The organism is Micromonospora sp. NPDC004551 (genome assembly GCF_040609975.1).
In the GTDB taxonomy this organism is placed as follows: domain Bacteria; phylum Actinomycetota; class Actinomycetes; order Mycobacteriales; family Micromonosporaceae; genus Micromonospora.
In genome coordinates this window covers 109,704-135,446 of sequence record NZ_JBEXLM010000005.1, presented here as the reverse complement: position 1 = coordinate 135,446, position 25,743 = coordinate 109,704, and the positions used below count along the sequence as shown (strand labels likewise).

Here is a 25,743-nt window from a genome sequence, read left to right as displayed (position 1 = left end):
TTCGGGGGCCGGCCACGGGAACCGAGAGGAGTCCGCGATGACGGGTCCCGGTCCCGCGACGCCGATCAGCGACTACGGGCTGCTGGGCGACACCCGTACCGCCGCCCTGGTCGGTGGTGACGGGGCGATCGACTGGCTCTGCGTACCCCGCTTCGACGGTGAGCCCCTGTTCGGACGCCTCGTGGGCGGTCCGGCGGCGGGCACCTTCCGGGCCGGACCGCTCCCGCCCGCCACGGTCGTCGAGCGGCGCTACCGGAAGGACACCGCGACGATCCAGACGACGTGGACGGTGGGCGACGGCCGGCTGACCCTCGCCGATTCCATGGTGGCCGAGATCAAGGGACGGCTGCTGCCCGCGACGCTGCTGGTGCGGCGGCTGTCGGCCGAGGGCGCGGCGGTCGCCGCCGTCGTCGAGTTCGACCCCCGCCTCGGCGTACGGCACCGCCGGCCCCGGGTCAGCCGCCGCGGGGAGGCCGTGGTGTGCCAGTGGGGGGCGCTCGCCGTGTCCCTGACCTGCTCACCCGGGGTCGCGGTCGAACCGGGCCGGCCCACCACCGTCGAGGTGGTGCCGGGCCATCCGGTCACCCTCGTCCTCACCGTGGCCGACCGCGAACCGCTGATCCAGGTCGAGCCGGAGACGGCCTGGGAACTCGTCCTCGGCGACGAGGCCCGGTGGCGGGCCTGGTCGGCCGGGATCGACGGCTCGCTGCCGTTCCGGGAGGACGTCGTCCGCAGCCTGCTGACCTTGCGGTTGCTGACCTACTCACCGTCGCAGGCCCCGGTCGCCGCGCCGACGACGTCGTTGCCCGAGGACCCCGGCGGGGTACGCAACTGGGACTACCGCTACGTCTGGCCCCGGGACGCCAGCATCGGCGTCAACGCGTTCCTGGGCGTCGGCAAGCCCGACGAGGCCCACGGTTTCCTCGCCTGGCTGCTGCACGCCAGCCGCCTGGAGCGGCCGCGCCTGCCGGCGGTGTTCACCCTGACCGGCCGCCACGTGCCACGGGAACGGGAGTTGCCCGGCTGGCCCGGCTACCTGGACAGCGTGCCCGTACGGTTCGGCAATGCCGCCGCCGGTCAGCACCAGCTCGACGGTTACGGCTGGGTGGTCGACGCCGCCTGGGTGTTCGTGCAGGCCGGGAACCGCCTCTACTCGGAGACGTGGCGGGCGGTGCGGGGCTTCGCCGACGTCGTGGCCGGTCGCTGGGGCGAGCCCGATGCCGGCATCTGGGAGGTCCGCGAACCCGGCCACCACGTGCACTCCAAGCTCATGGGGTGGCTCGCCCTCGACCGTGCCCTGCGCATCGCCGACACGCACCCGCTTCCCGACCGGCAACGCCGGCGCTGGCGGGAGGCCCGGGACGCCATCGCGGCCGAGGTACGGACGCGCGGCTTCGACCCGGCCCAGGCCAGCTACGTCCGCAGCTACGGGACGCCGGACCTGGACTCGGCTCTGCTCGTGCTTCCTCTGCTCGGCCTGGACGACGCGACGTCATCCCGCGTGCGCGGCACCGTCGACGCCATCCGCGAGCGGCTCTCCGCCGGCGGGCCGCTGCTCTACCGCTACCCGCCGGGACGCGACGGCCTCCACGGCACCGAAGGCGCCTTCCTGCCCTGCTCGTTCTGGCTCGTGCAGGCCCTCGCCGCCACCGGGCGGCGCCGCGAGGCGGAGGACCTGTTCCGGGAACTGCTCGACCACGCCGGCCCGCTGGGCCTCTACGCCGAGGAGGTCGATCCCACGACCGGCGCCTACCGCGGTAACTACCCGCAGACGCTGACCCACGCCGCGCTCATCCAGGCCGTCCTCGCGATCCGCGACAGCCCTCGCTGAGGGGCGGGGCCCCGCGCGCCTGCGGGGCCCCGCGCGGCCTCAGCGGCCCTGGAGTGCCTTCACGTTGTCGCCGAAGGTCCAGCCCTTCGAGCCGTCCCAGTTGACCGACCAGGTCATCAGGCCCTTGAGGCCGCCCCGGTAGGTGTTCCACGCCTGCGCCACCAGCGCCGGGCTCAGGTACCCGCCGCCGGCGCCGGTCTGCGCGGGCAGCCCGGGGACCTGCTTGTCGTAGGGGACGCGGATGGTGGTGCCCTGCACGACCAGGCCGGTGTTGAGGCAGTCGGTCTGCACGGTGAAGCCCTGCACGGTGCCGGCCGGGTACGAGTCGCCGGCGCAGCCGTACATCGAGCCGTTGTAGTACTGCATGTTCAGCCACCAGAGCCGGCCGTTGTCCGCGTACTTCTTGATGATCGGCAGGTACGCGCCCCAGATCGAGCCGTAGGTGACGCTGCCGCCCGTGACGTATGCGGTCTCCGGGGCCATGGTGAGTCCGAAGCCGGCGGGCATCTGGGCCAGCACCCCGTCGATGATCCGCACGAGGTTGGCCTGCGAGGTCGACAGCTGGTTGATGTTGCCGCTGCCGGTGAGCCCGGTCTCGATGTCGATGTCGATGCCGTCGAAGTTGAACCGCTTGAGGATCGGCACGACGGTGGCGACGAACCGGTCAGCGACCGCGCTGGAGCCGAGGTCGATGCCGGCGGTCGCGCCGCCGATGGACAGCAGGACGGTCAGGCCGGCGGCCTTGGCCTGGCACACCTCGGCGGGGGTGGGCACCTTCACGCCGGCGTCCATGCCGTCCTCCCAGAGCACGGTGCCGTCGGAGCGGATCACGGGGAACGCGGCGGTGACCACGTTGTAGCCGTGGGCGGTGATCCGGGAGTCGGTGACCGGGATCCAGCCCATGCCGGGGTGCACGCCGTTGGCCGCGCCGTCCCAGTTCTCCCAGTAGCCCTGGAGCACCTTGCCGGCGGGCCGCGACTTCAGCGCGCAGGTGGTCCCACCGGGCGGCGGCGTGGTCGGGGTGGGAGTGGGCGTCGCCGTGGGGGTGGGCGACGTCGTGGGGGAGGTGGTGGGCGTGGGGGTGGGCGAGGGCGGCTTGGTGGTGGGGGTCGGTGACGGGGTGCCGGTGCCGCAGGCGCCGAGGTCGCTCCAGAGCGCGGGTGTGGCCGGTGGGGTCCACCCGGCGCCCGCCGGCGGCGTGTGGGTGACCAGCGCCTGGTAGAGCCGGTTGGCGTAGGTGGCCCGGCTGCCCGCGGTCCAGGTCACCCCCTCGGCCCAGGCCGGCACGCCCGCGCAGGAGACCAGCGCGGTCTCCGCGGCGGAGGCGGCCAGACCGGTGGCGGCCGGCAGGGCGGTGGGTACGGCGAGCAGCAGGGCGCCGCCGAGCACGGCGGTCAGCCGTCGTCGAAGTCGCATGACATACCTCCTCATCGATGCGCCGGAGGCTAGCAGTTAACTTTGTTAAATGTAAATGCGCAGTAGTCTGTCAGCACTTGGTTCACGGCGTGAAGCAGGCCGCCGGGGGCGGCCGGGAGAGGACGGCGGCGGACGTGGACGCCAGACGCACCACCGTGCGCGACATGCGTCGTGCCAACCGGTCGGTCCTGCTCACCCGGATCTGGCTGGACGGCCCGCTGAGCCGGCACGAGCTGGGGCAGTCCACCGCACTCAGCCTGGCCAGCGTGAGCAACCTGGTCGGCGAGATGATCGCCGAGGGCCTGGTCGAGGAGGCCGGCTCGGTCGAGTCCGACGGCGGCCGGCCCCGGGTCCTGCTCCGGGTCGCCCCCGCCTACGGCTACCTGGTCGGCGCCGACGTCGGCGAGACCCGGGTGCAGGTCGAGCTGTTCGACCTCGCGATGACCGCCCTGGCCAAGGCGGAGTATCCGATCGCCGCCGCCGAACCCGACCCCCGCCAGGTCACCGACCACCTGCTGCACGGCCTCGCCGCGGTGATCGAACAGGCCGGCGTCGACCCGGCCGCGGTGCTGGGCTTCGGCGTCGCCGTCTCCGGCACCGTCGAGCGCACCGCCGACGCCGTCGTGCACGCGCAGACCCTCGGCTGGGACGGCGTGCCGCTCGGCGCCATGCTCCGCGCCGGCACCGACATCCCCGTGCACATCGACAACGGCGGGAAGACCCTCGGCCAGGCCGAGATGTGGTTCGGCGCCGGCCGAGGCGTGCGGCACGCCGTCGTCGCCCTGGTCGGCTCCGGCGTCGGGGCCTGCGTGGTCGCCGACGGCGTGGGCTACCGCGGCGCGCACAGCAGCGCCGGCGAGTGGGGGCACACCACCATCGTGTACGGGGGCCGCCGCTGCCGCTGCGGCAACCTCGGCTGCCTGGAGGCGTACGTCGGGGCGGAGGGGGTGCTCGACCGGTTCCGCCAGGCCAACCGGGGCCGTCCGGCGGCCGGTGGAGACGAGGAGACCGCCTTCGGCGAGCTGCTGCGCGCCGGCAGCCGCACCGCCGCGAAGGTGCTCGACGAGACGGTCGGCTACCTGGGCGCCGGGGTGGCGAACCTCGTGAACCTGTTCAACCCCGAGCGGGTGGTGCTGGGCGGCTGGGCCGGCCTGGCCCTGGGCGAGCGCTACCTGCCGCAGATCCGCGAGGTCACGGCGCGGCACGCGCTGCGCCAGCCGTACGCCCAGACCTCGATCGAGCTGTGCCGGCTCGGCCCGGACGCGGTCGCGATGGGCGCGGCCACCCTGCCGATGGCCCGGCTGCTGCGCGACGGCGGCGTGCCGCGCGAACCGGTCGCCCGGCTGTCCCCGCCGCCGCCGCGGCGGCCCCGCTCGCGCACCCGTTGACCCACCGGGCCGGCGGCGCGGCGCCGCCGGCCCGGCCTCGGGTCAGGACGGGAGGTTCCACTTCTGGTTGGCGCCGCCGGTGCAGCTCCAGATCTGCGTCTTCGTGCCGTCGGCGGAGGTGTTGCCGGTGACGTCCAGGCACTTGTTGGCCTGCGGGTTCACCAGGTCCCGGGCGGCCGTCCAGGTCCACCGCTGCGCGGCGCTGCCGTTGCAGGTCCACAGCTGCACCTTCGTGCCGTCGGCGGTGCCGCCGCCGGAGACGTCGAGGCACTTGCCCAGCGCGCGGATGGTGCCGTCGGCGGCCCGGGTCCACTGCTGGTTCGCGCCGCCCGTGCAGCTCCAGATCTGCGCCGGCGTGCCGTCGGCGCTGCTGTTGTCGGTGACGTCGAGGCACTTGCCGCCGATGCCGGTGATCGGGCCGGTCGGGGTGCCGCCCCCGCCGCCGGACTGGGTGCCGCCCCAGGTGAACGTGGCGGTGGTGCGGGCCGGCAGGGTGTAGGTGAAGGACTGCCCGCCCCAGACCACCTTCACCGACTGCGCCGAGGTGCCGCCGTTGTGCGCGAGCAGCGCCTTGGTGCCGTCCGGGTTGCGGTACGCGACGTTCTGGACGGTGCCGTTGGCGGTGGAGTCGATCCGCAGCGCCCCGGGCCGGACGAACTTGGTGAGGTGCCCGGTCGTGTAGTACTCGATCGTGTAGTCGACCTGGCCGGCGCGGGCGCCGCCCTCCTGCACGGTGATGAGGCCGGTGCAGGTGCCGCAGCCGCCGTTGTGCGGGCCCATGAACTGGTTGACCGCGAGGCTCCACTTCACCACGCTCCGGCTCCAGTTCCGGGCGTAGTTCACGATGTCGGCCATGTCCTCGTTGTGCTGGTTGCCGATCCAGGTGCCGCCGGAGTGCTCGGTGCTGAACTGCGGCACCGCCGGGTACTGCCCGTGCACCTGGCTGCCGACGGCCGGGTCGCCCCAGTAGCCGTGCCAGGCGATGCCACCGAAGAGCGGGTCGGTGCGCACCGCGCTGTCGGCGAGCAGCCCGGAGCCGATGGTGCCGTAGTCGCCGTAGTTCCAGTCGTGCACCAGCACCTTCGTGGTGATGCCGGCGGCGCGGAACGCCGGGTAGACGAAGTTCTTGGTCAGCTCGACCAGGCCGGAGGAGTTCCAGCTCATCCCCGGGTAGTCCATGGCGGTGGGGTTGCCGGACTGGCAGCAGTTCGGCTCGTTCTGCACCGAGAGGTAGTCGACCTTCACGCCGCGGGACGCGTACGCCTGGATGGTCTTCACGAAGTACTGGGCGTAGGTGGCGTAGTACTCCCACTTGAGCCAGCCCATCTGGTCCATCCGGCCGTTGTCCTTCATCCAGCCGGGCGCGCTCCACGGCACCACCATCACCCGCAGCGCCGGGTTGAGCTGCCGGGCCTGCGCGGTGAGCAGTTCGACGTCGGTGTCGTAGCCGTTGGCGCCGAAGTCGTTCAGGTCGCAGCAGGTGTCGTCGAGCGAGACGTTGCCGGGCCGGGACAGGTCGGAGGCGCCGATCGGGTTGCGGACGTAGGACAGGCCGATGCCGTCGGTGGGGCTGAACAGCTTGCGCATCACCTCATCCCGGGTGGCCGCGCTCACCGGACCGCCGCGCAGCAGGTACGCGGTGGTGTCGGTGATGGACGCCCCGGCGCCCTCGAACGGCTGGTAGCGGGTGTTCTCGTCGACTGTGATCGTGTGCGTGGCCCCGGGGCTGGTGGCGGCGAAGGCCAGCGGGCTCTGCTGTTGCAGGCCGCGGGTGACGGTCCGCCCGCCGGAGTCGGAGGTGGTGGTCAGCCAGACGTTGACGGTCTCGCCGGCGGCCCGGGCGGCCGGTGGCGGGGCGAGGGCGAGGGCGCCGGCGGTGAGGCAGAGCGCCAAGGCGGCGCGGCCGGCGAGGCGGGGAACGGTGGTGGGGGACACGGATGCTCCTTCCGAGCAGATCGACATCCGTGAATGAGAAAACCCCTCGCACCTGCTTATGTCAAGGCATGAAAAAAGCACTCAGACGGGTGTCCGGGCATGGCGGGGCGGCCGCGCGGGAGGATCCCGCGCGGCCGCCCCGAACGGCCGGTCAGCGCTCCCCGCGCACCCGCCGGATGGTGTCGCGGTACCAGTTCGCGCTGCGCTTCGGCGTGCGCCGCTGGGTGTCGTAGTCCACCCGCACGATGCCGAACCGCTTGTCGTAGCCGTACGCCCACTCGAAGTTGTCCAGCAGCGACCACGCGAAGTAGCCGCGCACGTCCGCCCCGGCCTGCCGGGCCCGGGCCACCGCCCGCAGGTGCTCGGTCAGGTACGCCACCCGGTCGTCGTCGGCCACGAACCCGTCGGCGTCCGGCTTGTCGTCGAAGGCCGCGCCGTTCTCGGTGATCACCAGGGGCACGCCCGGGTAGTCCCGGTGCAGCCGGACCAGCAGCTCGGTGAAGGAGTCCGGCACGATCTCCCAGTCCATCGCCGTACGCGGCAGGTCCCGGCGGATCACCCGGCGCACCGGCCGGCCGTCGTCGTCGCGCTCCCGGCCCTGCTCGTCCACCCCGGAGTGCACCTGCCCGAAGTAGAAGTTCACCCCGAGCACGTCGATCGGCGACGAGATGACCTCCAGGTCGCCGTCCTGCACCGGGATGCGCACCCCCTCGGCGGCCAGGTCGGCCACCACGTCCTCCGGGTACGCGCCGCGGAACACCGGGTCCAGGTAGAGCCGGTTGCCCAGCCCGTCGGCGGCCCGTGCCGCGTCCCGGTCGGCCGCGCTGTCGGTGGCCGGATCCGCCGTGGACAGGTTGACCGTCAGGCCCAGCTCGATCGGGGTGGCCGCCGCGGCACGCAGCCGCTGCACCGCCAGCCCGTGACCGAGCAGCAGGTGGTGCGCCGCGCCGATGCCGTCGCCCAGGTTGCGCCGGCCCGGGGCGTGGTTGCCGTACGCGTACCCGAGCATGGCCGAGCACCACGGCTCGTTCAGCGTGGTCCAGGTCTTCACCCGGTCGCCGAGCGCGCCGAAGACCAGCTCCGCGTAGTCGGCGAACCGGTGGGCGGTGTCCCGGTTCGGCCAGCCGCCCGCGTCCTCCAGCTCCTGCGGCAGGTCCCAGTGGTAGAGCGTCACCCACGGGTCGATCCCGCGGCCCAGCAGCTCGTCCACCAGGCGGTCGTAGAAGGTCAGCCCGGCCGGGTTCGCCGGCCCGCGGCCGCCCGGCTGCACCCGCGGCCACGCCACGGAGAACCGGTAGGTGTCCAGGCCCAGGTCGGCGATGAGCGCGACGTCCTGCGGCATCCGGTGGTAGTGGTCGCACGCCACGTCGCCGTGGTCGCCGTTGGCCACCGCGCCGGGCACGCGGCAGAAGGTGTCCCAGATCGACGGCGTCCGGCCGTCCTCGGCCACCGCGCCCTCGATCTGGTACGACGAGGTCGCCACCCCCCACCGGAAGGTCGGTGGGAGGGTGTCGATCGGGTCGGCCCGCCCGGTGGTCGTCGGGCCGGTGAGGTCGGTGTCCATGGTTCTCCTCGCGGTAGCGGTCGTTCGGTCGGACGGCGGGTGGGGTCAGCGGGGGACCGGGGCGGCGACCGGGTGCAGCCAGCAGGCGACGTCCCGGCCCGGGGCGGCTGCGCCCAGTGCCGGCACCTCCTTGTCGCACGGGTCGAACGCTTTCGGACAGCGCGGGTGGAACGCGCAGCCCTCCGGCATGGCCCGCAGGTCCGGCGGCGAGCCGGGGATGCCGGTCAGCTCCCGGCGCGGCCCGCGCAGCGCCGGGAAGGAGTGCAGCAACCCCTCGGTGTACGGGTGCAGGGCCCTCCGGTACAGCTCGGCGGCGGGCGCCTCCTCGACGATCCGGCCGCCGTACATGATGGCGATCCGGTCGGAGAACTCGACCAGCAGCGACAGGTCGTGGGTGATGAACAGCACCGCGAAGCCGAGGCGCTCCCGCAGCTCGGCGAGCTGCCCGAGGATCTGCCGCTGCATCACCACGTCCAGCGCCGTGGTCGGTTCGTCCATGATGACCACCTGCGGCTCCAGCGCCAGCGCCATGGCGATCATCACCCGCTGCCGCATCCCGCCGGACAGCTGGTGCGGGTAGCTGTCCAGCCGGTCGCCCGCGATGCCGACCAGGCGCAGCAGGTCCCGGGCCCGGGCCAGCCGGCCCGCCGGCGTGCTCCTCGGCTCGTGCGCCTTGATCACATCGAGCAGCTGGGTGGAGACCTTGTGCACCGGGTTGAGCGAGTTCATGGCGCCCTGGAAGACGATCGAGGTCTCCGCCCAGCGGAACTGCCGCAGCTGCGCCGGGCTGAGGGTCAGCACGTCCACCGGCGGGCCGTCGACCGGGTGGTAGATGACCTCGCCGCCGCTGACCACGCCGGGCGGCGGCAGCAGCCGGGTCAGCCCGTACGCCAGCGTCGACTTGCCGCTGCCGCTCTCCCCGGCCAGCCCCAGCACCTCGCCGCGGTGCAGGGTCAGGTCCACGTCGCGGACGGCGTGCACCGCCGCGGCGCCGAGCCCGTAGTCGACCCGCAGCCCACGGATCTCCAGCACCGGATCACTCACTTGAGCCCTCCTTCGTTCGCGACTGCGGGGCTCCGCTTCGCTGCACTCCTCGCGCTCACCTGAGCCCTCCTTCGTTCGCGACTGCGGGGCTCCGCTTCGCTGCACTCCTCACGCTCACGGTGTGACCTCGTCTCGGGGCGCCGGCACCGCACGGGCGGCCGGGGCCAGCACGGGGGTGAAGCCGACCCGCATCCGCACGGTACGGCCGTCGGCGGTGCGGATCCGGGTCCGGCCGGCGCTGCGCAGCCGAGGGCTCACGAACTCGTCGATGCCGAAGTTGATCAGGGCCAGGGCGGTGCCGAGCAGCGCGATGGCCAGCCCGGCCGGCACGAACCACCACCAGGCGCCCTGCGCGAGGGCCTGCTGGCCCTGCGCCCAGAACAGGATGGTGCCCCAGTTCCACGAGGAGATCGACGAGATGCCGATGAAGGCCAGCGTGATCTCCGACATGACCGCGAAGATGACCGTGCCCACGAAGCCGGAGGCGATGATCGCGGTGAGGTTGGGCAGGATCTCGAACAGGATGATCCGCCAGGTCCGCTCGCCGGTGGCCCGGGCCGCCTCGACGTAGTCGCGGCGGCGCAGCGACAACGTCTGGGCGCGCAGCACGCGGGCGCCCCACGCCCACGAGGTGAAGCCGATGATGAGCGCCACCAGCGTGTCGCTGGCCTGCTCGACGATCGACGTCACGATGATGATCAGCGGCAGGGCGGGGATGACCAGGAACACGTTCGACAGCGCCGACAGGCCCTCGTCGGGCACCCCGCCGAGGTAGCCGGCCGTCACGCCGATGAGGATGGACAGGATCGTCGCCAGCACGCCGGCGAGCAGGCCCACCAGCATGACGCTGCGCGCGCCCACCAGGATCTGGCTGAAGATGTCCTGACCGAGGTGTGTCGTGCCGAACCAGTGCCGCGCCGAGGGCGCCTGCAGCACATCGGCGCTGCGCGCGTCCGGGTCGTACGGCGCCACCCAGGGCCCGATGACCGCGAACAGGCAGTAGACGGCCAGGATGACCAGGCCGGTGGCGGCCTTGGCGTTGGCGACGAACCGGAACCGGCGCCGCTTCGCCCGGCCGGGTGCGGCCGACGGCTGGGCCATCGCCCCCTGGCCGGGGATGACCTGCTCGATGCTCGACGGTGAGATGGTCATCGCTCAGCTCTTTCGGGTCCGCGGGTCGAGAAGCAGGTACGCGACGTCGGCGAGCAGGTTCGCCACCAGCACGGAGATCGTGATGATCAGGAAGATCCCCTGCATGAGCGGGTAGTCCTTGTAGCCGACCGCCTGGAAGAGCTGGAAACCGAGGCCCGGGTAGGAGAACACGATCTCCACGAGCAGCGTGCCGCCGACGATGAACCCGAGCGACAGCGCGAAGCCCGAGACGTTCGGCAGCAGCGCGTTGCGGGCGGCGTAGCTCAGGGCCACCCGGCGCTCCGACAGGCCCTTGGCGTGGGCGACGGTGATGTAGTCCTCCGACGAGACGGTCACCATCATGTTGCGCATGCTGAGGATCCACCCGCTCATCGAGGAGACCAGGATGGTGGCGGCGGGCAGGACGCTGTGCTTGATCGCGCTCGGGATGAAGTACGCGTCGAACGCCGGCACGAGGCCCGCCTCGTAGCCGCCGGAGGACGGGAAGAAGCTCCCCGGCCCGGTGAACACGGCGATGGCGACGAGACCCAGCCAGAAGTACGGGATCGAGGACAGGAACGTCGTGGCCGGCAGCAGCCCGTCGACCCAGGAGCCGCGCCGCCAGCCGGCGCCGACGCCGAGCGCGGTGCCGAGCAGGAAGCTGATGATGGTGGTGATGCCCACCAGGCCGACCGTCCACGGCAGGCTGTCGCCGATCACCGTCGACACCGGCGTGGGGAAGAAGGTGAACGACAGCCCCAGGTCGCCGTGGAGCAGCTGCCCCCAGTAGTCGAGGTACTGCTGCCAGATGTTCTCGTGCGAGTCCAGCCCGAACAGCACGCGCAGCGAGTTGATGGCGTCGGCGCTGATCCGGCCCTGGTTGCGCGAGATGAGGGACTGCACCGGATCGCCCGGCACCAGCCGCGGGATGAAGAAGTTGAGCGTGATGGCCGCCCACGCCGTGAACAGGTAGAAGGCCGTGCGCTGCAGAAGGAACCTCATCGTGCCTCCCCGAGGGTGGCGGTGCCGTCCCGCTCGGCCGCCGGCGCGGGCGGTGGCACGGTCGGGTCGGCGTCGGGCGCGGCCGAGCCGGGGGCGTCGGCGGCGACGGTGTCCGCGTCGTAGAGCCAGCACGCCGCCCAGTGACCGGGCCGGTCACCGATGTCGAGCCGCGGCGGCAGGTCGGTGGTGCAACGCCGCATGGCGTGCGGGCACCGAGGGTGGAACCGGCAGCCCGACGGCGGGGCGATCAGGCTCGGCGGCTCGCCCTGACCGCGGTCCGCACCGGCGGCCGCCCCGGCACCGGCGCCGTCGCCGGTGATCCGCTCCGGGTCCGGCGCCGAGTCGGTGAGCAGCCGGGTGTACGGGTGGGCCGGGCTCTGGGTGACGGTCTCGCTGTCGCCGCCCTCGACCATCCGGCCGGCGTACATCACGATCGTCTCGTCGGCGAAGTAGCGGGCCGAGGCGATGTCGTGCGTGATGTAGAGGATGGCGATGTCGAGCCGCTGCTTGAGGTCCTGCAGCAGGTTCAGCACGCCGAGGCGGATCGAGACGTCGAGCATGGAGACCGGCTCGTCGGCGAGGAGCACCTCCGGGTCGGCCCCGAGGGCCCGGGCGATGGCGACGCGCTGCCGCTGGCCGCCGGACAGCTCGTGCGGGAAGGCGTCCAGGTAGCGCTCGGGCGGGGTGAGGCTCACCCGGGTGAGCAGCTTGCCGAGGGCCTTCTCCAGGTCCTCGGCGCCGCGCCCGGCGTTGCCGTGGATCCGCAGCGACCGGGTCAGGTGGTAGCGCACGGTGTGCACCGGGTTCAACGAGGCGAACGGGTCCTGCAGGATCAGCTGGACCCGCCGCACGTACGACCGGAACGGCCGGCCACCGCGCACCCGGGTCGAGGTGCCGTGCAGGCGGATGTCGCCGTCGGTACGGGGATAGATCTGGGCCAGCAGCCGCGCCACCGTGGACTTGCCGGAGCCGGACTCCCCGACCAGCGCGGTCACCCGGCCGCGACGCAGCGCGAACGATACGTCGTCGACGGCGTGCACGACGGCCGGCGTCCGGGAGAAGAGGTCACGCAGCCGCCTGCGGACGGGGAAGTGCTTGGTGAGGCCGACGGCCTCCAGCACCACCTCGTCGACCGGCGCCGCCGCGCTCTCGCTCAACGTCATGCCGAGTTCCTGTCTGAACGTGGGGTGCGCCTCCCCGGCCGGCCGCGGAGCCGGCCGGGGAGGCGGTTGAGGAGGTCAGCCGTTGGCGGGCTTGAGGTGCAGGACCACGTCCACCGCGTTGGGCTGGGTCGGCTGCATGGCGCCGTACGGGTTCGAGTCGTCCGGCCAGCCGGTCCAGTTCTTCGTGCTGTACGCGCCGCCGATGTTGTCCGCGCCGACCGGGATCATCGGCGTCTGCTCGACGAAGACCTTCTGGAGCGTGTTCATGGCGGCGGTCCGGGCCGCCTCGTCGGTGGCGTTCGCGTACGCCTTCAGCGCCTCGGTCGCCTCCGAGTTGTTGAAGCGGCCGAAGTTGCCCGCGGGGGAGGCGGTGCCGATCGGCTTGAGCTGCCGGCCGTCCATCACCGTGCGGTAGATGTCGTACGGCGTGGCGCCGCTCTCGGTCCACCGGAAGGTCGCCTCGAAGTTGCCCTGCTCGACGTTGCGGAACCAGGCGTCCTGGTTGGCCTTGTCGACCGTGGCCGCGATGCCGATCTTCGCCAGGTTGCCCTTCACGATCTCCAGGCTGGTCTGGTAGTCGGACCAGCCGGCCGGGTCGGTCAGCTTGATGGTGACGGGCTTGCCGGTCTTGTCCTTGAGGGTGTTGCCCTCCAGCTTGTAGCCGGCGCCGGTCAGCAGCGTCTTCGCGCCCTCGATGTCGACCTTGTGGTCCTGGCCCTTGAACTCCGGGGCGATGAACGAGTCACCGGCCGGGCTGGGCAGGCCGGTGACGCTCTTGACCAGCGGGTGGAAGTAGCCGGCCTCGGCCGTGGTGAAGATGTCCTCGCGGTCGACGACCATGCTCATGGCGCGGCGCAGCGTCGGGTCGTCGAACGGCTTCTTCGTGGTGTTGAGGTAGAGGCCGTGGATGCCCAGCACCGGCGGCGCCCACACCTTGTGGTGCTCCTGGTCCTTGGCCACGAAGACGGCCTGGTAGTTGGGGATGAAGACGAAGCTCCACTCCGACTCGCCGTTGGCCAGGGCGGTGGTCTGCGCGCTGTTGTCCGTGTAGGAGGTGTAGCGCAGCTCCTTGACCTTCGGCAGGTCCTGCCAGTAGCCCTTGTCGCGCACCGACAGGGTCATGCTGGCCGGCGTGAACGACTTCAGCGTGTACGGGCCGCTGCCGACCGGCTCCTTCACGGCGTCGGTCGTCGGGTCGCTGATCTTCTCCCAGATGTGCTTGGGCACGATCGGCACCCGCCACAGCACCTTCTGCTGGTTGACGAACTGCGGGCTCTCCATCTTGATGGTGACTTCGTTGCCGCTGGCGGTCGCATCGGTGTACGGCACGCCCTGGTCGTTGAGCGCCGGGTACTTCTTCACCAGGTTGTAGGTGAAGGCGACGTCCTCGGCGGTGACCTTCTGCCCGTCGGACCAGGTGGCGTTGTCCCGGATGGTGACCTTGACCGAGGTGTAGTCCGGCGACCACTCGGCCTTGGTGGCCAGCCACGGCTTGAACGGGTCGGCCGGCTTCACCGGGTTCCACATCATCAGCGGCTCGTAGATCTGCCAGCGGTAGCCGAGCGAGGCCGCGGCGGACGTGGTCAGGAACGGGTTGTTGTTCTCGGCCTGCGGGCCGTTCGGCATGCCGACGTTCAGCACCGTGGCCGCCTGGCCGTTCTTCTTGTTGGCGTTCGGGCTGTCGCCGCAGGCGGCGACGCCGGTGGCCATCGCGCCGGCCAGCGCGACGGCGAGGAGTTGCCTTCTTCTCATGGAGGTCTCCCTCGGTGCTCCCGCAGTCCTGGGGCGGGATGTGGTGGATGGAGGGTGTGCGGTGGTGCCACCGGCGGGCGGGGCGCTCGCCGGTGCGGGTGGTGCTACAGCGGTGGCGAGGTCAGGTGGTGCCGGTCGAGGCGCGGACGGTGAAGCTGGTCGGGATGACGGTCGGGGTGGCGGGCAGGGGGGTCCCGCCGAGGTGGGCGATGAGGGTGCGGGCGGCGACCGCCCCCATCTCCCGCAGCGGCTGGCGCACCGAGCTCAGCGGTGGATGGGTGTGCCCGGCCAGCGGCAGGTCGTCGAAGCCGACCACCGCCACGTCGTCCGGGACGTGCCGGCCCGCGTCCCGCAGGGCCTGGAGCGCCCCGGCGGCGGAGAGGTCGTTGTGGGCGAAGACGGCGTCGAACAGCACGCCGTCGGCGAGCAGGCGTTCCACCGCGACCCGCCCGCACTCGAAGGTGAAGTCGCCCTCCACGACGAGGGCCGGATCGATGGGCAGGCCGGCGTCGGCGTACCCGGCCGCGAAACCGGCGAGCCGCTCCCGGGTGCAGCCGAAGCGGCTCAGGCCGGTGACGACCAGCGGCCGCTTCCGCCCCTGGGCCAGCAGGTGCGCCGCCGCCGCCCGCGCGCCGGACTCGTTGGTGGTCCGCACCGACGGGAAGCCGGGCTGGTGGCCGCGGTCGTCGATGAGGATCACCGGCAGGCCGCGCTCGTGCAGCTCGGTGATGTAGTCGAGGGTGCCCTCCGGCTCGACCACGAGCAGGCCGTCGAAGGACTTGGCGGAGACCTGGGAGGCGAACCGCCGCATCGACTCGTCGCCGTGGGTGCAGGTGAACAGCAGCATCCCGTACCCCTCGGCCTCGACCACGTCGGCCGCGCCCTGGAGCACCTCACCCATCCAGGGCCAGGTCAGCGCCGGGACCAGCATGCCCACCACCCGGGTACGCCCGCGGGCCAGGCCGACCGCGCGGGCGCTCGGCACGTATCCCAGGGCGTTGATGACCGCGCGGACCCGGTCGGCCGTGCGGACGTGCACCTCGCCCTTGCCGTTGAGCACCCGGGACACCGTCGTCTTGCTCACGCCGGCGCGGGTGGCGACGTCGGCGATGGTGATCGGCACGTGACGCTCCCGGGTCGCAGGGGTGAGGGGGATGTTTCGGAACCGGTTGCGGAAGCGGTTCCGTCGCAGTCAACCGAAGTGGCGCCGGTCACGTCAATAACGGGCGGGTAACGAAACATGGCTAAGTTCGAAACCTGAAAAAAGTGCCTCTGGACAACGCCGTCCATCGAGGGTGTGAGCAGCGTCGATGCGAGGAATCGGCTGGGTCAGGCCGGGCGGGTCCGGGCGTAGACGTCGCCCGAATTGGCCTCGTGCGGCAGGGCCCGGAGGTAGGCCGCCACCTCGTCCGCCGGCCGCCAGCGGGGGAGGGCGAACGCCATCTCGTCGCCGAGTGCCACGGTGAACGAGCCGAAGCCCAGCCCGGTGAGCCGGTCCAGGCAGCGCGCGGCCAGGTCGCGCTCGATGGTGGTGAACTCGAACGACAGGGCCGGCAGCGGCCGGCTGAGGCCGGCCAGCACGGCGTCCTCGAAGCCCTCCACGTCGATCTTCACGAAGGCCGGCACGCCGTGCGTCGCGATCAGGGTGTCGAGCGTCGTGCCCGCCACCTCGATCTCGGCGTCCCAGACCTCGTGCGCCCAGCCGCGGGCTCCGTGGGCGGCCTCCAGGAACCCGGCCGACGCGGTCGAGATCGTGGGGTTCGCCGAGTTCACGTGCAGCCGCACCGGCCCGGTACGCGCACCGCACGCCGCCTCCACCACGGTCACCCGGTTGTCGCCGGCGTAGAGGGCGCGCAGCGCCCGGGTGCACAGCGGCTGCGGCTCGACGGCCACCACGCGGGCGCCCAGGCGCCGGAAGCTGCCGAGCCGGTCGCCCACGTGCGCGCCGACGTCGAAGACCAGGTCGCCGGGGCGGACCAGGGGGGCGTAGAACGCGTCCATCGCGGCGTCGCGGGCCGGGTCGCCGTAGTACGCCTCCAGCGATCGGCGCAGGCCCGACATGGAGGGGTCTGCCTTGAGTGTCTCGATCACCCCGATATGACCGCCCACCACTCCGACCGTAGCCGCGCCACCCCGGTTGTGAGCCCCTTTCGGGTGAGCCCACTCCACTCCTCACCCCAGCCTCCTAGGATGCTCTAGCGGGTGTGACCGGCCCACATGTGCGGGGGGTGTGGTGTCATCGAAACTCGCCAGGAAAAAGTCGCGACGGCATGTCGAGAACCGGCGCGCGGCTCCGTCCCCCGGGTGAACACGGCGACGACGGCCGTACCGCACTGAGGAGAACATGATGAAGTACCTGCTGCTCAAGCACTACCGGGGCGCCCCGGCAGCGGTCAACGACGTGCCGATGGACCAGTGGACGCCGGAGGAGGTCTCGGCCCACGTGCGGTACATGCAGGACTTCGCCGCCCGGCTCGAAGGCACCGGCGAGTTCGTCGACGGCCAGGCGCTGTCCCCGGAGGGAACGTTCGTCCGCTACGACGGCGAGGGGCGCCCGCCGGTCACCGACGGCCCGTTCGCGGAGACCAAGGACCTGATCGCCGGCTGGATGGTGATCGACGTCGACAGCTACGAGCGGGCGCTCGAACTCGCCGGGGAGCTGTCCGCGGCGCCGGGTGCGGGTGGGAAGCCGATCCACGAGTGGCTCGAGGTGCGGCCGTTCCTGACCGAGCCCCCGACCATCACGGAGTGAGCACGGTGGACGAGGTCCTGCTGCGGACCCTCACGCCCACCGTGATCGGGATCCTCGTCCGCCGCGGAGCCGACTTCGCGGCGGCCGAGGACGCCGTGCAGGACGCCCTGGTCGAGGCGGTTGGCGGGTGGCCGGACGACCCACCGCGCGACCCGAAGGGCTGGCTGGTCACGGTGGCCTGGCGCAAGTTCCTCGACGCGGCCCGTGCCGACGCCTCCCGGCGGCACCGGGAGGTACGCGTCGACGCCGAGCCGGCACCCGGCCCGGCCGAGGCCGTGGACGACACGCTCCAGCTGTACTTCCTGTGCGCGCACCCGTCCCTGACCCCCGCGTCGGCCGTCGCGCTGACGCTGCGCGCCCTGGGCGGCCTGACCACCCGCCAGATCGCGCAGGCCTACCTGGTGCCGGAGGCGACCATGGCGCAGCGGATCAGCCGGGCCAAGCGGACGATCTCCGGGGTCCGCCTCGACCAGGCCGGTGACGTCGCCACCGTGCTGCGCGTGCTCTACCTGGTCTTCAACGAGGGCTACTCCGGCGACGTCGACCTCGCGGGCGAGGCGATCCGGCTCGCCCGCGAGCTGGCGGCCAGGACCGACCACGAGGAGGTCGCCGGCCTGCTCGCGCTCATGCTGCTCCACCATGCCCGCCGCACGGCACGGACCGGCCCCGACGGCCGGCTCGTGCCCCTGGCCGAGCAGGACCGCAGCCGGTGGAACACCCGCCTGATCGCCGAGGGCGTCGACGTCCTCCAGCGGGCCCTCGCCCGCGACCGCCTGGGCGAGTTCCAGGCCCAGGCCGCCATCGCCGCGCTGCACGCCGATGCCCGGACGGTCGAGGAGACCGACTGGGTCCAGATCGTCGAGTGGTACGACGAACTGGTGCGCCTCACCGACAGCCCGGTGGCCCGCCTCAACCGGGCCGTCGCCGTGGGCGAGGCCGACGGTCCGCGGGCGGGACTGGCCGCCCTGGCGAGGCTGGACCCCGCCCTGCCCCGGTACGCCGCCGTCGAGGCGTACCTCAGGGAACGGGACGGCGCCCTCGCGCCCGCCGCCCGGCTCTACGCCGAAGCCGCCCGGTCGGCGTCCAGCCTGGCCGAACGCGACCACCTCACCCGGCAGGCCGCCCGGCTCAACGCGCTGCTGCGCGGCTGAGCGGCCCGCCGGGGGAGGCGGCCGCCTCACGGCGTCTCGACGACCTCCTGGCCGAGCGGCCAGAGCGCGGCCGGGACCAGCTTGAAGTTGGCCACCCCGAACGGGATGCCGATGATCGTCACGCAGAGCGCGACACCGGCGAGGATGTGCGACAGGGCCAGCCACCAGCCGGCCAGCAGCACCCACAGCACGTTCGCCAGGCCGGAGGCGACCCCGGCGCCGGGCTTCGGGACGAGCGTGCGGCCGAACGGCCACAGCGCGTACGAGGCGAGACGGAGCGAGGCCACCCCGAACGGGATGGTGACCACCAGCGCGAAGCAGATCAGGGCGGCCACCCCGTAGCCCAGGGCCAGGACGAAACCACCGCCGAAGACGAGCCACAACAGGTTCAGCAGAAAGCGAAGCACGCTCCCATGGTGGCCCCCACCCGCAAGGTCACCCGGTCGTCAGCAGGCCGGCGACCGCCACGGCGGTCGCCGGGTGCGCGGCCACCAGCGCGCCAGCCGCATCCCCGGGCTCGGGGCGGCCGACGGCCGGTCGCCACGGACCGTCGCACCCGAGCAGCCCGGCCACCGCGTCCACCGACCGCGGATGCGCCACCAGCAGGGCGTGCACCGCACCGCCGATCGCCGGCACCGCCGCTGCCGCCGACACCGGCCCGGCCGACGGTGCGGGCGCCGCCCACGGTGGCGTCCAGGCGTCGAGCGCGGGCAGGGTGGCGGGGAAGGTGCGTTCGGCCTCGCGGACCAGCAGCGGCACCAGTTCCGGGCCCTGCTCCCGCAGCGTCGTGATCAGCGTGGGCAGCCACGGCAGCAGCACCGGGTCGGGAAGCCGGGCGAACGCGCTCGACATGGTCTCGACCACGAACGGCGCCAACGCCGGCACCGGCTCCAGGGCGTGCACGAAGCCGGACAGGTACTGCGGGAACGCCGGCACCACCAGCGGGTTGGCCAGCAGGTCGGCGCAGCGGGCACGCAGGTCGGCCAGGGGAAGCAGGCCGAGCTGGTGGCGGGCCGCCCAGAGCAGCGCCACCTTGGCGGGGGCCTCCGGGTGGGACTGGGCGACGGCCAGTTCGAGCTGTGCGCGGTCGCAGCCCAGCGACAGCGCGAGGCTCTCCATGCTGAACAGGAAGCCCAGCATGGCGCCGACCTGCCGTACCCCGGTCCCCTCGTCGACGAAGGCGGTGGGCAGCAGGGTGCAGTAGTGCGCGTACCCGGTGATGACGAACGCCTGGCACCAGGCCGGCAGGGCCGGCGCGGTGGTGCGGTGGTGGGCGAGCAGCCGGCGGATCCGGCGCAGCACGTCCGGGGCGTCGTCGACCGTGCGCTCGGCGGCGAGCAGTTCCACAGCCCGCGCGCCCAGCTCGTCGACCAGGCGCGGGCTGTCGAGCAGGCGGATAGCGTCCTCGACGGCGGCGAGGGCGCGGGCGGCGGTCGCGTCGGGGCCGCGGACAGCGCGCCGCAGGCGCTGTTCCAGCACCTGCTCGACGGTGACGCCCTCGTAGCCCAGCTCGATGAGGGCGCGCTGGTTGCGGCCGAGGGCCAGATCCCAGCTCTCCTGCAGCGACCGGTGCCCGAGGCGCCGTTCGCCCATGATGGGCCGCGCCGCGTCCGGCGGCAGCAGGTGCCGCAGCATCCACAGCAGGTCGGAGCAGGATGCCAGTGCCCGGTCGGCCCGCAGGTCGAGCAGCGCCCGTTGCACGGTCCGCTTCTCCAGATCCAGCCCCAGCGGGCGCAGCCGGTCGAGGACGTCGCGGGCCAGCGGGGGGAGGGAGTCGTAGCCGACCTGGCCGATGCGGTCGCCGCCGAGCAGGATCTCGCAGAGCCGGCGGACGTCGCGCCGGCCGGGCACCACGTCCTTCTCGATGCAGGTGACCGCGGCGTCGGCGAAGTCGTACGGGGTGGGCCGGGCCCGGTTGCGCAGGTTGGCCAGCAGGATCGAGGTCTCGAAGACGGCGATGGCGTCGGCGGTGCTGGCCAGGTAGCCGTTGCGGCGGGCCAGCCGGACGATGTCGACGCACCAGCCGCGCAGCTCCGCCTCGGCGAGCTCGTCGAGGGCGGGTGGCGCGGCCAGGAACCCGGTGAGCCGGTCGGTGGCCGGCCCGGCCGGGGCGGGGGTGCCGGCGGCCCGGGACCGCCGGGTCTTCTTCTGGCCCCGCTGGCCGTCGAGCCGGTACGGGACCAGGCCCGAGCGGCTCACCGCGGTCGTCCAGCTCGCAGCGGCGATCGAGACCGCGCCCGGGGCCAGGCCGAACTGCGCCTCGATGGCCGAGTGGCTGGACGGGATCAGGCCGTAGCGCCAGCGCGTGCCGGTGCGGGGGCTGATCGCGAAGTCCGGTGCGGTCGAGTCCAGGCCGAACTGCTCGACGTGGCTGGCGGCGTGGAAGGCGCCGCAGACGTAGAGGCAGTCGGCGGGGTCGGCGCCGGAGGCGGCCAGGTGCTGCCGGATCCGGGTCCACATGTAGCGCTCGCGGTCCTCGTCCCGGTCGTGCCGGTCGGCGTCGACGGGGCGCAGCCGCCGGAACAGGCTGCCGATGAGCACCATCACCTGCCGGTAGGTGTCGTGGTCGGCGTCGGCGAGGGGCCGTTCGACGTACTGGTCCCACCACTCCGACCAGTGGCGCACCTTCCCGTGGTGCAGCAGGTACGCCTCCAGCTCGGCGAACCGGGGGCGCAGGTCGCCGATCTCCACGCCGACCGCGTCGCCGTGCAGCGCCGCTTCCTCACCCGCCTCGGGATCCGGGGCCGGGCCGTCCTGCAGGGCCTCGCCGGCGGCGCGGGGGGACCACTGGAAGACGTGGTCGGTGGAGCGGTCGACCAGCACCAGCTCCACGCCCGGGGTCTCCAGCGCGTACGCGATGGCCTGGTATTCGGCGGACGCCTCGGTGATCGGGGCGACGACGCTGAGCGGGCTCCACTCGGCGGGAAAGCCGTCCAGTTCGGTGGCGAACGCCTGCACGGCCACCGGGAGCCGGCAGTTGCGCAGTTCGCCGAGCAGCGGTCGCAGGTCCTCGCACAGCTCCAGGTAGATGACCTTGGGCTGTTTGGCCCGCAGCCGGCGCACCATGGCCAGCGCGCTGGCCGGGGAGTGGTGGCAGACCGGGAAGATCTCCAGCCGCTCGCCGATGGCCCGGTCGACGTCGTCGACGATGCCGGCGAGGATGCCCGCGAGCGCGTCGGGGGAGCCGGCGAACGCGGCGGCCGCGTCGGTGAGCTGCTCGCGCAGGGCGCCGAACAGGCCGGGGGCGGTGGGTGCGCTCACGACAGGGACGCGATCGCCTGGCGGCCGCCGTCGAGGAAGCCGGTCCACTCGCCACCGTCCTGCTTGGCCCGCGGCTCGATGACGCCGTGCAGGTACTTGTTGAGGATGGCCAGGTCCTCCGGGCTGCGCCGGGCCAGCGAGCCCATCAGCGAACCGGCGAGGGTCTCCGGGCGCAGGGTGCGGTCGCCGAAGAACTGGCTGTGCAGGATGGCGTCCTCCAGTACGCCGATCTGCTCGGCGGTGGACAGCGCCGACTCCAGCTTCTCGTCGTCGCTGGTCGCGGACGCGGCGGCGGCCCGCAGGTCGGCGAAGCTCTGCAGCAGGATGTCCAGCAGGGTGGGCGGGACGTCCAGTTCGATGCGGTGCCGGTGGAGGAGTTCCTCGGTGCGGAAGCGGACGATCTCCGCCTCACTGCGCTTGTTGGTCACCACCGGGATGCGGACGAAGTTGAACCGCCGCTTGAGCGCCGAGGAGAGGTCGTTGACGCCGCGGTCGCGGCTGTTCGCGGTGGCGATGATCGAGAAGCCGGGCTTGGCGAAGACGATGTTGTCGTCGTTGAGCTCGGGGATCGAGACGTACTTCTCGGAGAGGATGGAGATCAGCGCGTCCTGCACGTCGCTGGTGGAGCGGGTCAGCTCCTCGAAGCGGCCGATGACGCCCTGCTCCATGGCGGTCATGATCGGGGAGGGGATCATCGACTCGCGGGACTGCCCGCGGGCGATGACCATGGACACGTTCCACGAGTACTTGATGTGGTCCTCGGTGGTGCCGGCGGTGCCCTGCACGACCAGGGTGGAGTTGCGGCAGATGGCGGCGGCCAGCAGCTCGGCCAGCCAGCTCTTGCCGGTGCCCGGGTCACCGATCAGCAGCAGGCCCCGGTCCGAGGCCAGGGTGACGATGCTGCGCTCGACGAAGCTGCGGTCGCCGAACCACTTCTGCGGAATCTCCCGGTCCAGGCCGTCGGCGCGTTCGGAGCCGAGGACGAACAGCCGGACCATCCGCGGGCTGAGCCGCCAGGAGAACGGCTTCGGGCCGGTGTCGACGGACTCCAGGTAGGCGAGCTCGTCGGCGTACTTGACCTCGGCGGGGGCACGGAGCATGTCGGACATCAGGGGTGGTCTCCTAGGTGAGGAAGCTCTTGAGCTCGAAGACGAGTTTGCGGATGTGGCCGGAGATGACCGGGGTGCCGAGGTCCTTGAGGCGCTGCCGGAACCAGGGGTTGACGCTCTGGCCGCCGGAGCTGTTCACCGAGCCGACCGGGATGAACCGCACCCCGGAGCGGTGCACGGCCTCGATGCCGTCGAACAGCGGCTGCGAGCGGTCGAACTCGTAGAAGTCCGAGATCCACACCAGAACGGTGTTGCGCGGCTCGACGATCTTCGGCCGGGCCAGCGCCATGGCCACCGGGCCGTCGTTGCCGCCGCCCAGGTTGGTGCGCAGCAGCACCTCGAACGGGTCGTGCACCCACGGGGTGAGGTCCAGCGCCCGGGTGTCGTACGCGATGAGGTGCACGTCCACCTTGGGCAGCCCGGCGAAGATCGAGGCGAGGATGGTGCAGTTGACCATCGAGTCGACCATCGATCCGGACTGGTCCACCACCACGATCAGCCGGGCCGGGGTGGTGCGCCGGGCGGTCTGCCGGTAATAGAGCCGGTCGACGTAGAGGCGCTCGTCCTCCGGGCTCCAGTTGGTGAGGTTCTGCCAGATGGTGCGGTCGAGGTCGAGGTTGCGGAACACCCGCTTGGGCGGCACCGACCGGTCGATCGCCCCGACGCTCGCCTGCTCGACCTGGGTGCGCAGCACCTCGGCGACCTCGTCGACATAGCGGCGGATCAGCGACTTCGCGTTCGCCAGCGCCACCCCGGACAGGTTCGCCTTGTCCCGCAGCAGTTGCTCGATCAGCGACATGCTCGGGGTCAGCCGGCCGGCCAGCGCCGGGTCGGCCAGCACCTCCCGCAGGTGCATCCGCCGGACCAGGTCGCCCTCCAGCCCGGCGAGGGTGGCGCCGAGGCCGGTGCCCTGCCGGCGCAGCTCGCCGGGCTCGGCGCCGAGCGCCTGCTCGAACCAGCCGGCGTCGGCCTGCCACCGGGCGAGCTGCCCGGCGCTGACCTCGCCGGCGCCGGTGGCGAACACGTTGAGCAGCAGTTTGGACACCAGCGCGGCGCGGCGTACCTCGGCCTCGCCGGGCGCGAACGTCCCGGCCTCGGCCGGGGCGTCGCCGCCGGCGAGCAGGCCGCGCAGGTCGGCGGCGAGAGCCGGGAAGCGCTGCACCACGGTGTCCACGGAGACCGCCGGGTCCAGCAGCGCGGCGGGCAGGCCGAGGTCGTCGACGACGGCCACGGCGGCCGACTCCAGCGCGGGCTGCTCGTCGGGGTTGAACAGGCGGGCCAGCAGCCGCCAGTAGAGCACCTGCCGGCGGTTCTCGTCGTTGCGGTCGGCGGTCATCGGCGCAGCAACCGTCCCGCGCGCTCGCGCAGCACGGCCACGGCGTCGCCGGCCTTGGCCTCGGCCTTGCCGACCTTGGCGTCGGTGACGCCGCACGCCCAGTCGCCGTTGTGCGCCTCGACGGCCTGCCGCTTCACGGTGGCGCGCACGGCGAGGGGTTGCAGCAGCCAACGGCCGTCGTCCCAGCGCAGCAGGCCGAGGCAGGCGGTGGAGGCGGCGACCAGCTCGCGGGTGAGCGGGCCGGCGGCCGGCAACCGGTCGGTGGTCACCGCGACCGGGTGCCCGTCGAGGTCGAGCACGAGGTCGCCGCCGTCGTCGCGGGTGGCGTAGCCCTCCACGAGCACCGGCTCGGCGATCGCGGCGGGGTGCCGGTCCAGCGGCGGGGTCGCGGCGGCGACCGCCGCGGCGAGCAGGACCCGGGCGGTGGCGAACGGGTCGGCGGGCTCGCCGAGGTCCGCGCGGGTGTCGTCCCAGCGCAGGTCGCCGCCGTGCAGCGGCAGGTCGGTGACCGTCACGGACCGCCGTTCCGCCAGAGCCTTGAGGAGTACGGGGTGCGCCTCCAGCAGTCGCCACACCGCCGGGCCCACGATGGTGGCCACCTTCGCGGCGGCCACCGTGACGCGGACCGCCCGGGGCGTGCCGCCGCCGGCCGGTTCGAGCAGCGCGTGCAGTTGCACCTGCACGGCCGTGTCGTGTTCGTGGACGTCCACGCCGAGCGGCAGCAGCCGGCCCGAGACCGGCTCCGCCGCCGCGACCGGGGCCGCCGCGCCCCCGGCGAGCAGCACGGCCCGCGCCCAGAAGTCGGCCCACCGGCGGGCCGGCACCTGCGGCAGGGTGGCCACCGGCAGGCAGGCCCGCAGCTCGGCGGCGAAGCCGTCGAGCAGCACGGCGAGCCGGCGCAGCTCCGGCGCCGCCAGGGCCGCCTCGACCGGCGCGGCGCTGCCGGACACCAGGTCGTGGTCGACGCCGCGCCAGCCGGTCAACGCGAGCTCGTGCAGCCAGGCCCGGGCCCCGGCCGGGGCCGCCGCCGGCTCCGGGGCACCGGCGCCCGGGCCGGTCCACGGCGACCGGTGCCGGCCGAGCGCGGCGTCGAGGGCGTCGAGCAGAGCGTCGTGCACCGCGCCGAGCAGCGCCGACCGGGCGCCGGCCAGGGCGGCCAGGTGGTCCTCGGTGAGCGCGCCGCTCGTCGCCGCGCCCACCGCCTCGGCGACCCGGCCGGCCAGCGGCGTGCCGGACACCGCGCCGGCCAGCGCGGTCAGCGCGGTCGCGTCGGCCTCGCCGACCCGGGCCAGGCCGCGGACGAGCGCGTCGTCCACGCCGGTGATCACGTCGAGCGCCTCGGCCATCCCGGCCGGGGCGGCGGCGCGCAGCTGGGCGAGCTGCGCGGCCAGCATCAGCGCACCCCCGCGGTCGCCGGGAACCAGTGCAGCTCCGGCACGGAAACGGTGGTGGCCGGCACCTCCAGGTAGGCCAGGTGGCGCAGGAAGCGGCTGAACACCACGGCCGCCGGGGTCGGCTCGTGCCGGGCGTCCATCCGGGCGAACAGGTCCGCGCCGCTGCCGACCCCGTCGCCCACGTCGACGCGCAGGTAGCGGGCGACCTGCGCGGCGCCGTACTGCAGCAGGGCCTCGTCGGCCAGCGCGTGCAGGTGCTTGCAGAGCAGGCTGCCCCGCAGGCCGCCGCACGGCCGGTTGTTGTTCGTGCTGCAGTTGACGGTGTGGCTGCCGGCGGACACCGACGACACGTACACCCGCTCCACATCGGACCCGCTGGAGACCACGCCCTGCAGCCGCCCGTCGGCCAGCTCCACGAAGGGCACCTTGGCCAGCTTGCGCGCCCGGGCGGGTGGCACCACCCGCAGCACGCTCCGCCGCCGCCACGAGGCGTCCGTCGCCTCCGTCATCTCGA

At 73.0% G+C, this 25,743-nt stretch carries 20 protein-coding genes; 4 read left to right on the top strand and 16 right to left on the bottom strand.

Annotation, left to right across the window (positions count from 1 at the left end; all coding sequences use genetic code 11):
- Positions 1-37: 37 nt before the first annotated feature.
- A complete protein-coding gene (locus tag ABZW14_RS08690; RefSeq protein ID WP_355342006.1) occupies positions 38-1,831 on the top strand; it encodes a glycoside hydrolase family 15 protein in 1,794 nt (597 codons plus the stop codon).
- Between the two features lie 39 nt (positions 1,832-1,870).
- Here the strand turns inward: ABZW14_RS08690 and ABZW14_RS08685 are convergent, their stop codons facing one another.
- Positions 1,871-3,247 (bottom strand): glycosyl hydrolase family 18 protein, encoded by a 1,377-nt coding sequence (locus ABZW14_RS08685; protein WP_355342003.1) that lies wholly within the window; start codon positions 3,245-3,247, stop codon positions 1,871-1,873.
- A gap of 164 nt (positions 3,248-3,411) precedes the next feature.
- Here ABZW14_RS08685 and ABZW14_RS08680 point away from each other — a divergent pair, with 164 nt between their 5' ends.
- Positions 3,412-4,635 carry an ROK family transcriptional regulator gene (locus ABZW14_RS08680; RefSeq protein ID WP_355342000.1) on the top strand — a complete coding sequence of 408 codons (1,224 nt, stop codon included), beginning with the start codon at positions 3,412-3,414 and terminating at the stop codon, positions 4,633-4,635.
- A gap of 42 nt (positions 4,636-4,677) precedes the next feature.
- Here ABZW14_RS08680 and ABZW14_RS08675 read toward each other — a convergent pair whose 3' ends face one another.
- The 9 genes from ABZW14_RS08675 to ABZW14_RS08635 form a co-directional block, all read right to left on the bottom strand.
- Complete coding sequence (locus tag ABZW14_RS08675; protein WP_355341997.1) at positions 4,678-6,570, bottom strand: ricin-type beta-trefoil lectin domain protein; 1,893 nt, start codon at positions 6,568-6,570, stop codon at positions 4,678-4,680.
- A gap of 151 nt (positions 6,571-6,721) precedes the next feature.
- The gene (locus ABZW14_RS08670) at positions 6,722-8,134 is read right to left on the bottom strand and encodes a GH1 family beta-glucosidase (protein WP_355341994.1); all 1,413 of its coding nucleotides are present in this window, start codon (positions 8,132-8,134) and stop codon (positions 6,722-6,724) included.
- A 45-nt stretch (positions 8,135-8,179) separates the two neighbouring features.
- Complete coding sequence (locus tag ABZW14_RS08665) at positions 8,180-9,178, bottom strand: ABC transporter ATP-binding protein (protein WP_355341991.1); 999 nt, start codon at positions 9,176-9,178, stop codon at positions 8,180-8,182.
- A 114-nt stretch (positions 9,179-9,292) separates the two neighbouring features.
- Entirely contained in the window at positions 9,293-10,330 is a 1,038-nt protein-coding gene (locus tag ABZW14_RS08660) for an ABC transporter permease (RefSeq protein ID WP_355341988.1), read from the bottom strand.
- Positions 10,331-10,333: 3 nt separating this feature from the next.
- Positions 10,334-11,311 (bottom strand): ABC transporter permease, encoded by a 978-nt coding sequence (locus tag ABZW14_RS08655; protein WP_355341985.1) that lies wholly within the window; start codon positions 11,309-11,311, stop codon positions 10,334-10,336.
- Positions 11,308-12,474 (bottom strand): ABC transporter ATP-binding protein, encoded by a 1,167-nt coding sequence (locus ABZW14_RS08650; RefSeq protein ID WP_355341982.1) that lies wholly within the window; start codon positions 12,472-12,474, stop codon positions 11,308-11,310. The genes ABZW14_RS08655 and ABZW14_RS08650 overlap by 4 nt, the downstream gene beginning before the upstream one ends.
- A gap of 75 nt (positions 12,475-12,549) precedes the next feature.
- Positions 12,550-14,226 (bottom strand): ABC transporter substrate-binding protein, encoded by a 1,677-nt coding sequence (locus ABZW14_RS08645; protein ID WP_355341979.1) that lies wholly within the window; start codon positions 14,224-14,226, stop codon positions 12,550-12,552.
- Positions 14,227-14,347: 121 nt separating this feature from the next.
- On the bottom strand, positions 14,348-15,349 hold the full coding sequence (locus ABZW14_RS08640) for a LacI family DNA-binding transcriptional regulator (RefSeq protein ID WP_355341976.1): 1,002 nt from the start codon (positions 15,347-15,349) through the stop codon (positions 14,348-14,350).
- Between the two features lie 206 nt (positions 15,350-15,555).
- Positions 15,556-16,287: an FkbM family methyltransferase gene (locus tag ABZW14_RS08635; protein ID WP_355342428.1), complete on the bottom strand. Its 732-nt coding sequence runs from the start codon at positions 16,285-16,287 to the stop codon at positions 15,556-15,558.
- Between the two features lie 283 nt (positions 16,288-16,570).
- Between ABZW14_RS08635 and ABZW14_RS08630 the strand changes: the two genes are divergently transcribed.
- Together ABZW14_RS08630 and ABZW14_RS08625 are read left to right on the top strand one after the other, a co-directional pair.
- On the top strand, positions 16,571-16,978 hold the full coding sequence (locus ABZW14_RS08630; protein ID WP_355341973.1) for a YciI family protein: 408 nt from the start codon (positions 16,571-16,573) through the stop codon (positions 16,976-16,978).
- 5 nt (positions 16,979-16,983) lie between these two features.
- Positions 16,984-18,129 carry a DUF6596 domain-containing protein gene (locus ABZW14_RS08625; protein ID WP_355342425.1) on the top strand — a complete coding sequence of 382 codons (1,146 nt, stop codon included), beginning with the start codon at positions 16,984-16,986 and terminating at the stop codon, positions 18,127-18,129.
- Between the two features lie 26 nt (positions 18,130-18,155).
- Here the strand turns inward: ABZW14_RS08625 and ABZW14_RS08620 are convergent, their stop codons facing one another.
- The 6 genes from ABZW14_RS08620 to ABZW14_RS08595 are packed head-to-tail and all read right to left on the bottom strand — an operon-like array spanning position 18,156 to position 25,699.
- Positions 18,156-18,536 carry a YccF domain-containing protein gene (locus ABZW14_RS08620; RefSeq protein ID WP_355341970.1) on the bottom strand — a complete coding sequence of 127 codons (381 nt, stop codon included), beginning with the start codon at positions 18,534-18,536 and terminating at the stop codon, positions 18,156-18,158.
- A 28-nt stretch (positions 18,537-18,564) separates the two neighbouring features.
- A complete protein-coding gene (locus ABZW14_RS08615) occupies positions 18,565-21,390 on the bottom strand; it encodes a hypothetical protein (RefSeq protein ID WP_355341967.1) in 2,826 nt (941 codons plus the stop codon).
- Entirely contained in the window at positions 21,387-22,499 is a 1,113-nt protein-coding gene (locus tag ABZW14_RS08610) for an AAA family ATPase (RefSeq protein ID WP_355341964.1), read from the bottom strand. The genes ABZW14_RS08615 and ABZW14_RS08610 overlap by 4 nt, the downstream gene beginning before the upstream one ends.
- Before the next feature lie 13 nt (positions 22,500-22,512).
- Positions 22,513-23,835 (bottom strand): VWA domain-containing protein, encoded by a 1,323-nt coding sequence (locus tag ABZW14_RS08605; protein WP_355341961.1) that lies wholly within the window; start codon positions 23,833-23,835, stop codon positions 22,513-22,515.
- Positions 23,832-25,229, bottom strand: coding sequence for a hypothetical protein (locus ABZW14_RS08600; RefSeq protein WP_355341958.1), 1,398 nt, complete (start codon positions 25,227-25,229; stop codon positions 23,832-23,834). The genes ABZW14_RS08605 and ABZW14_RS08600 overlap by 4 nt, the downstream gene beginning before the upstream one ends.
- Positions 25,229-25,699, bottom strand: a complete 471-nt coding sequence (locus ABZW14_RS08595; protein WP_355342422.1) for a hypothetical protein — start codon at positions 25,697-25,699, stop codon at positions 25,229-25,231. Before ABZW14_RS08595 ends, ABZW14_RS08600 begins: the two co-directional genes overlap by 1 nt.
- Between the last annotated feature and the right edge of the window lie 44 nt (positions 25,700-25,743).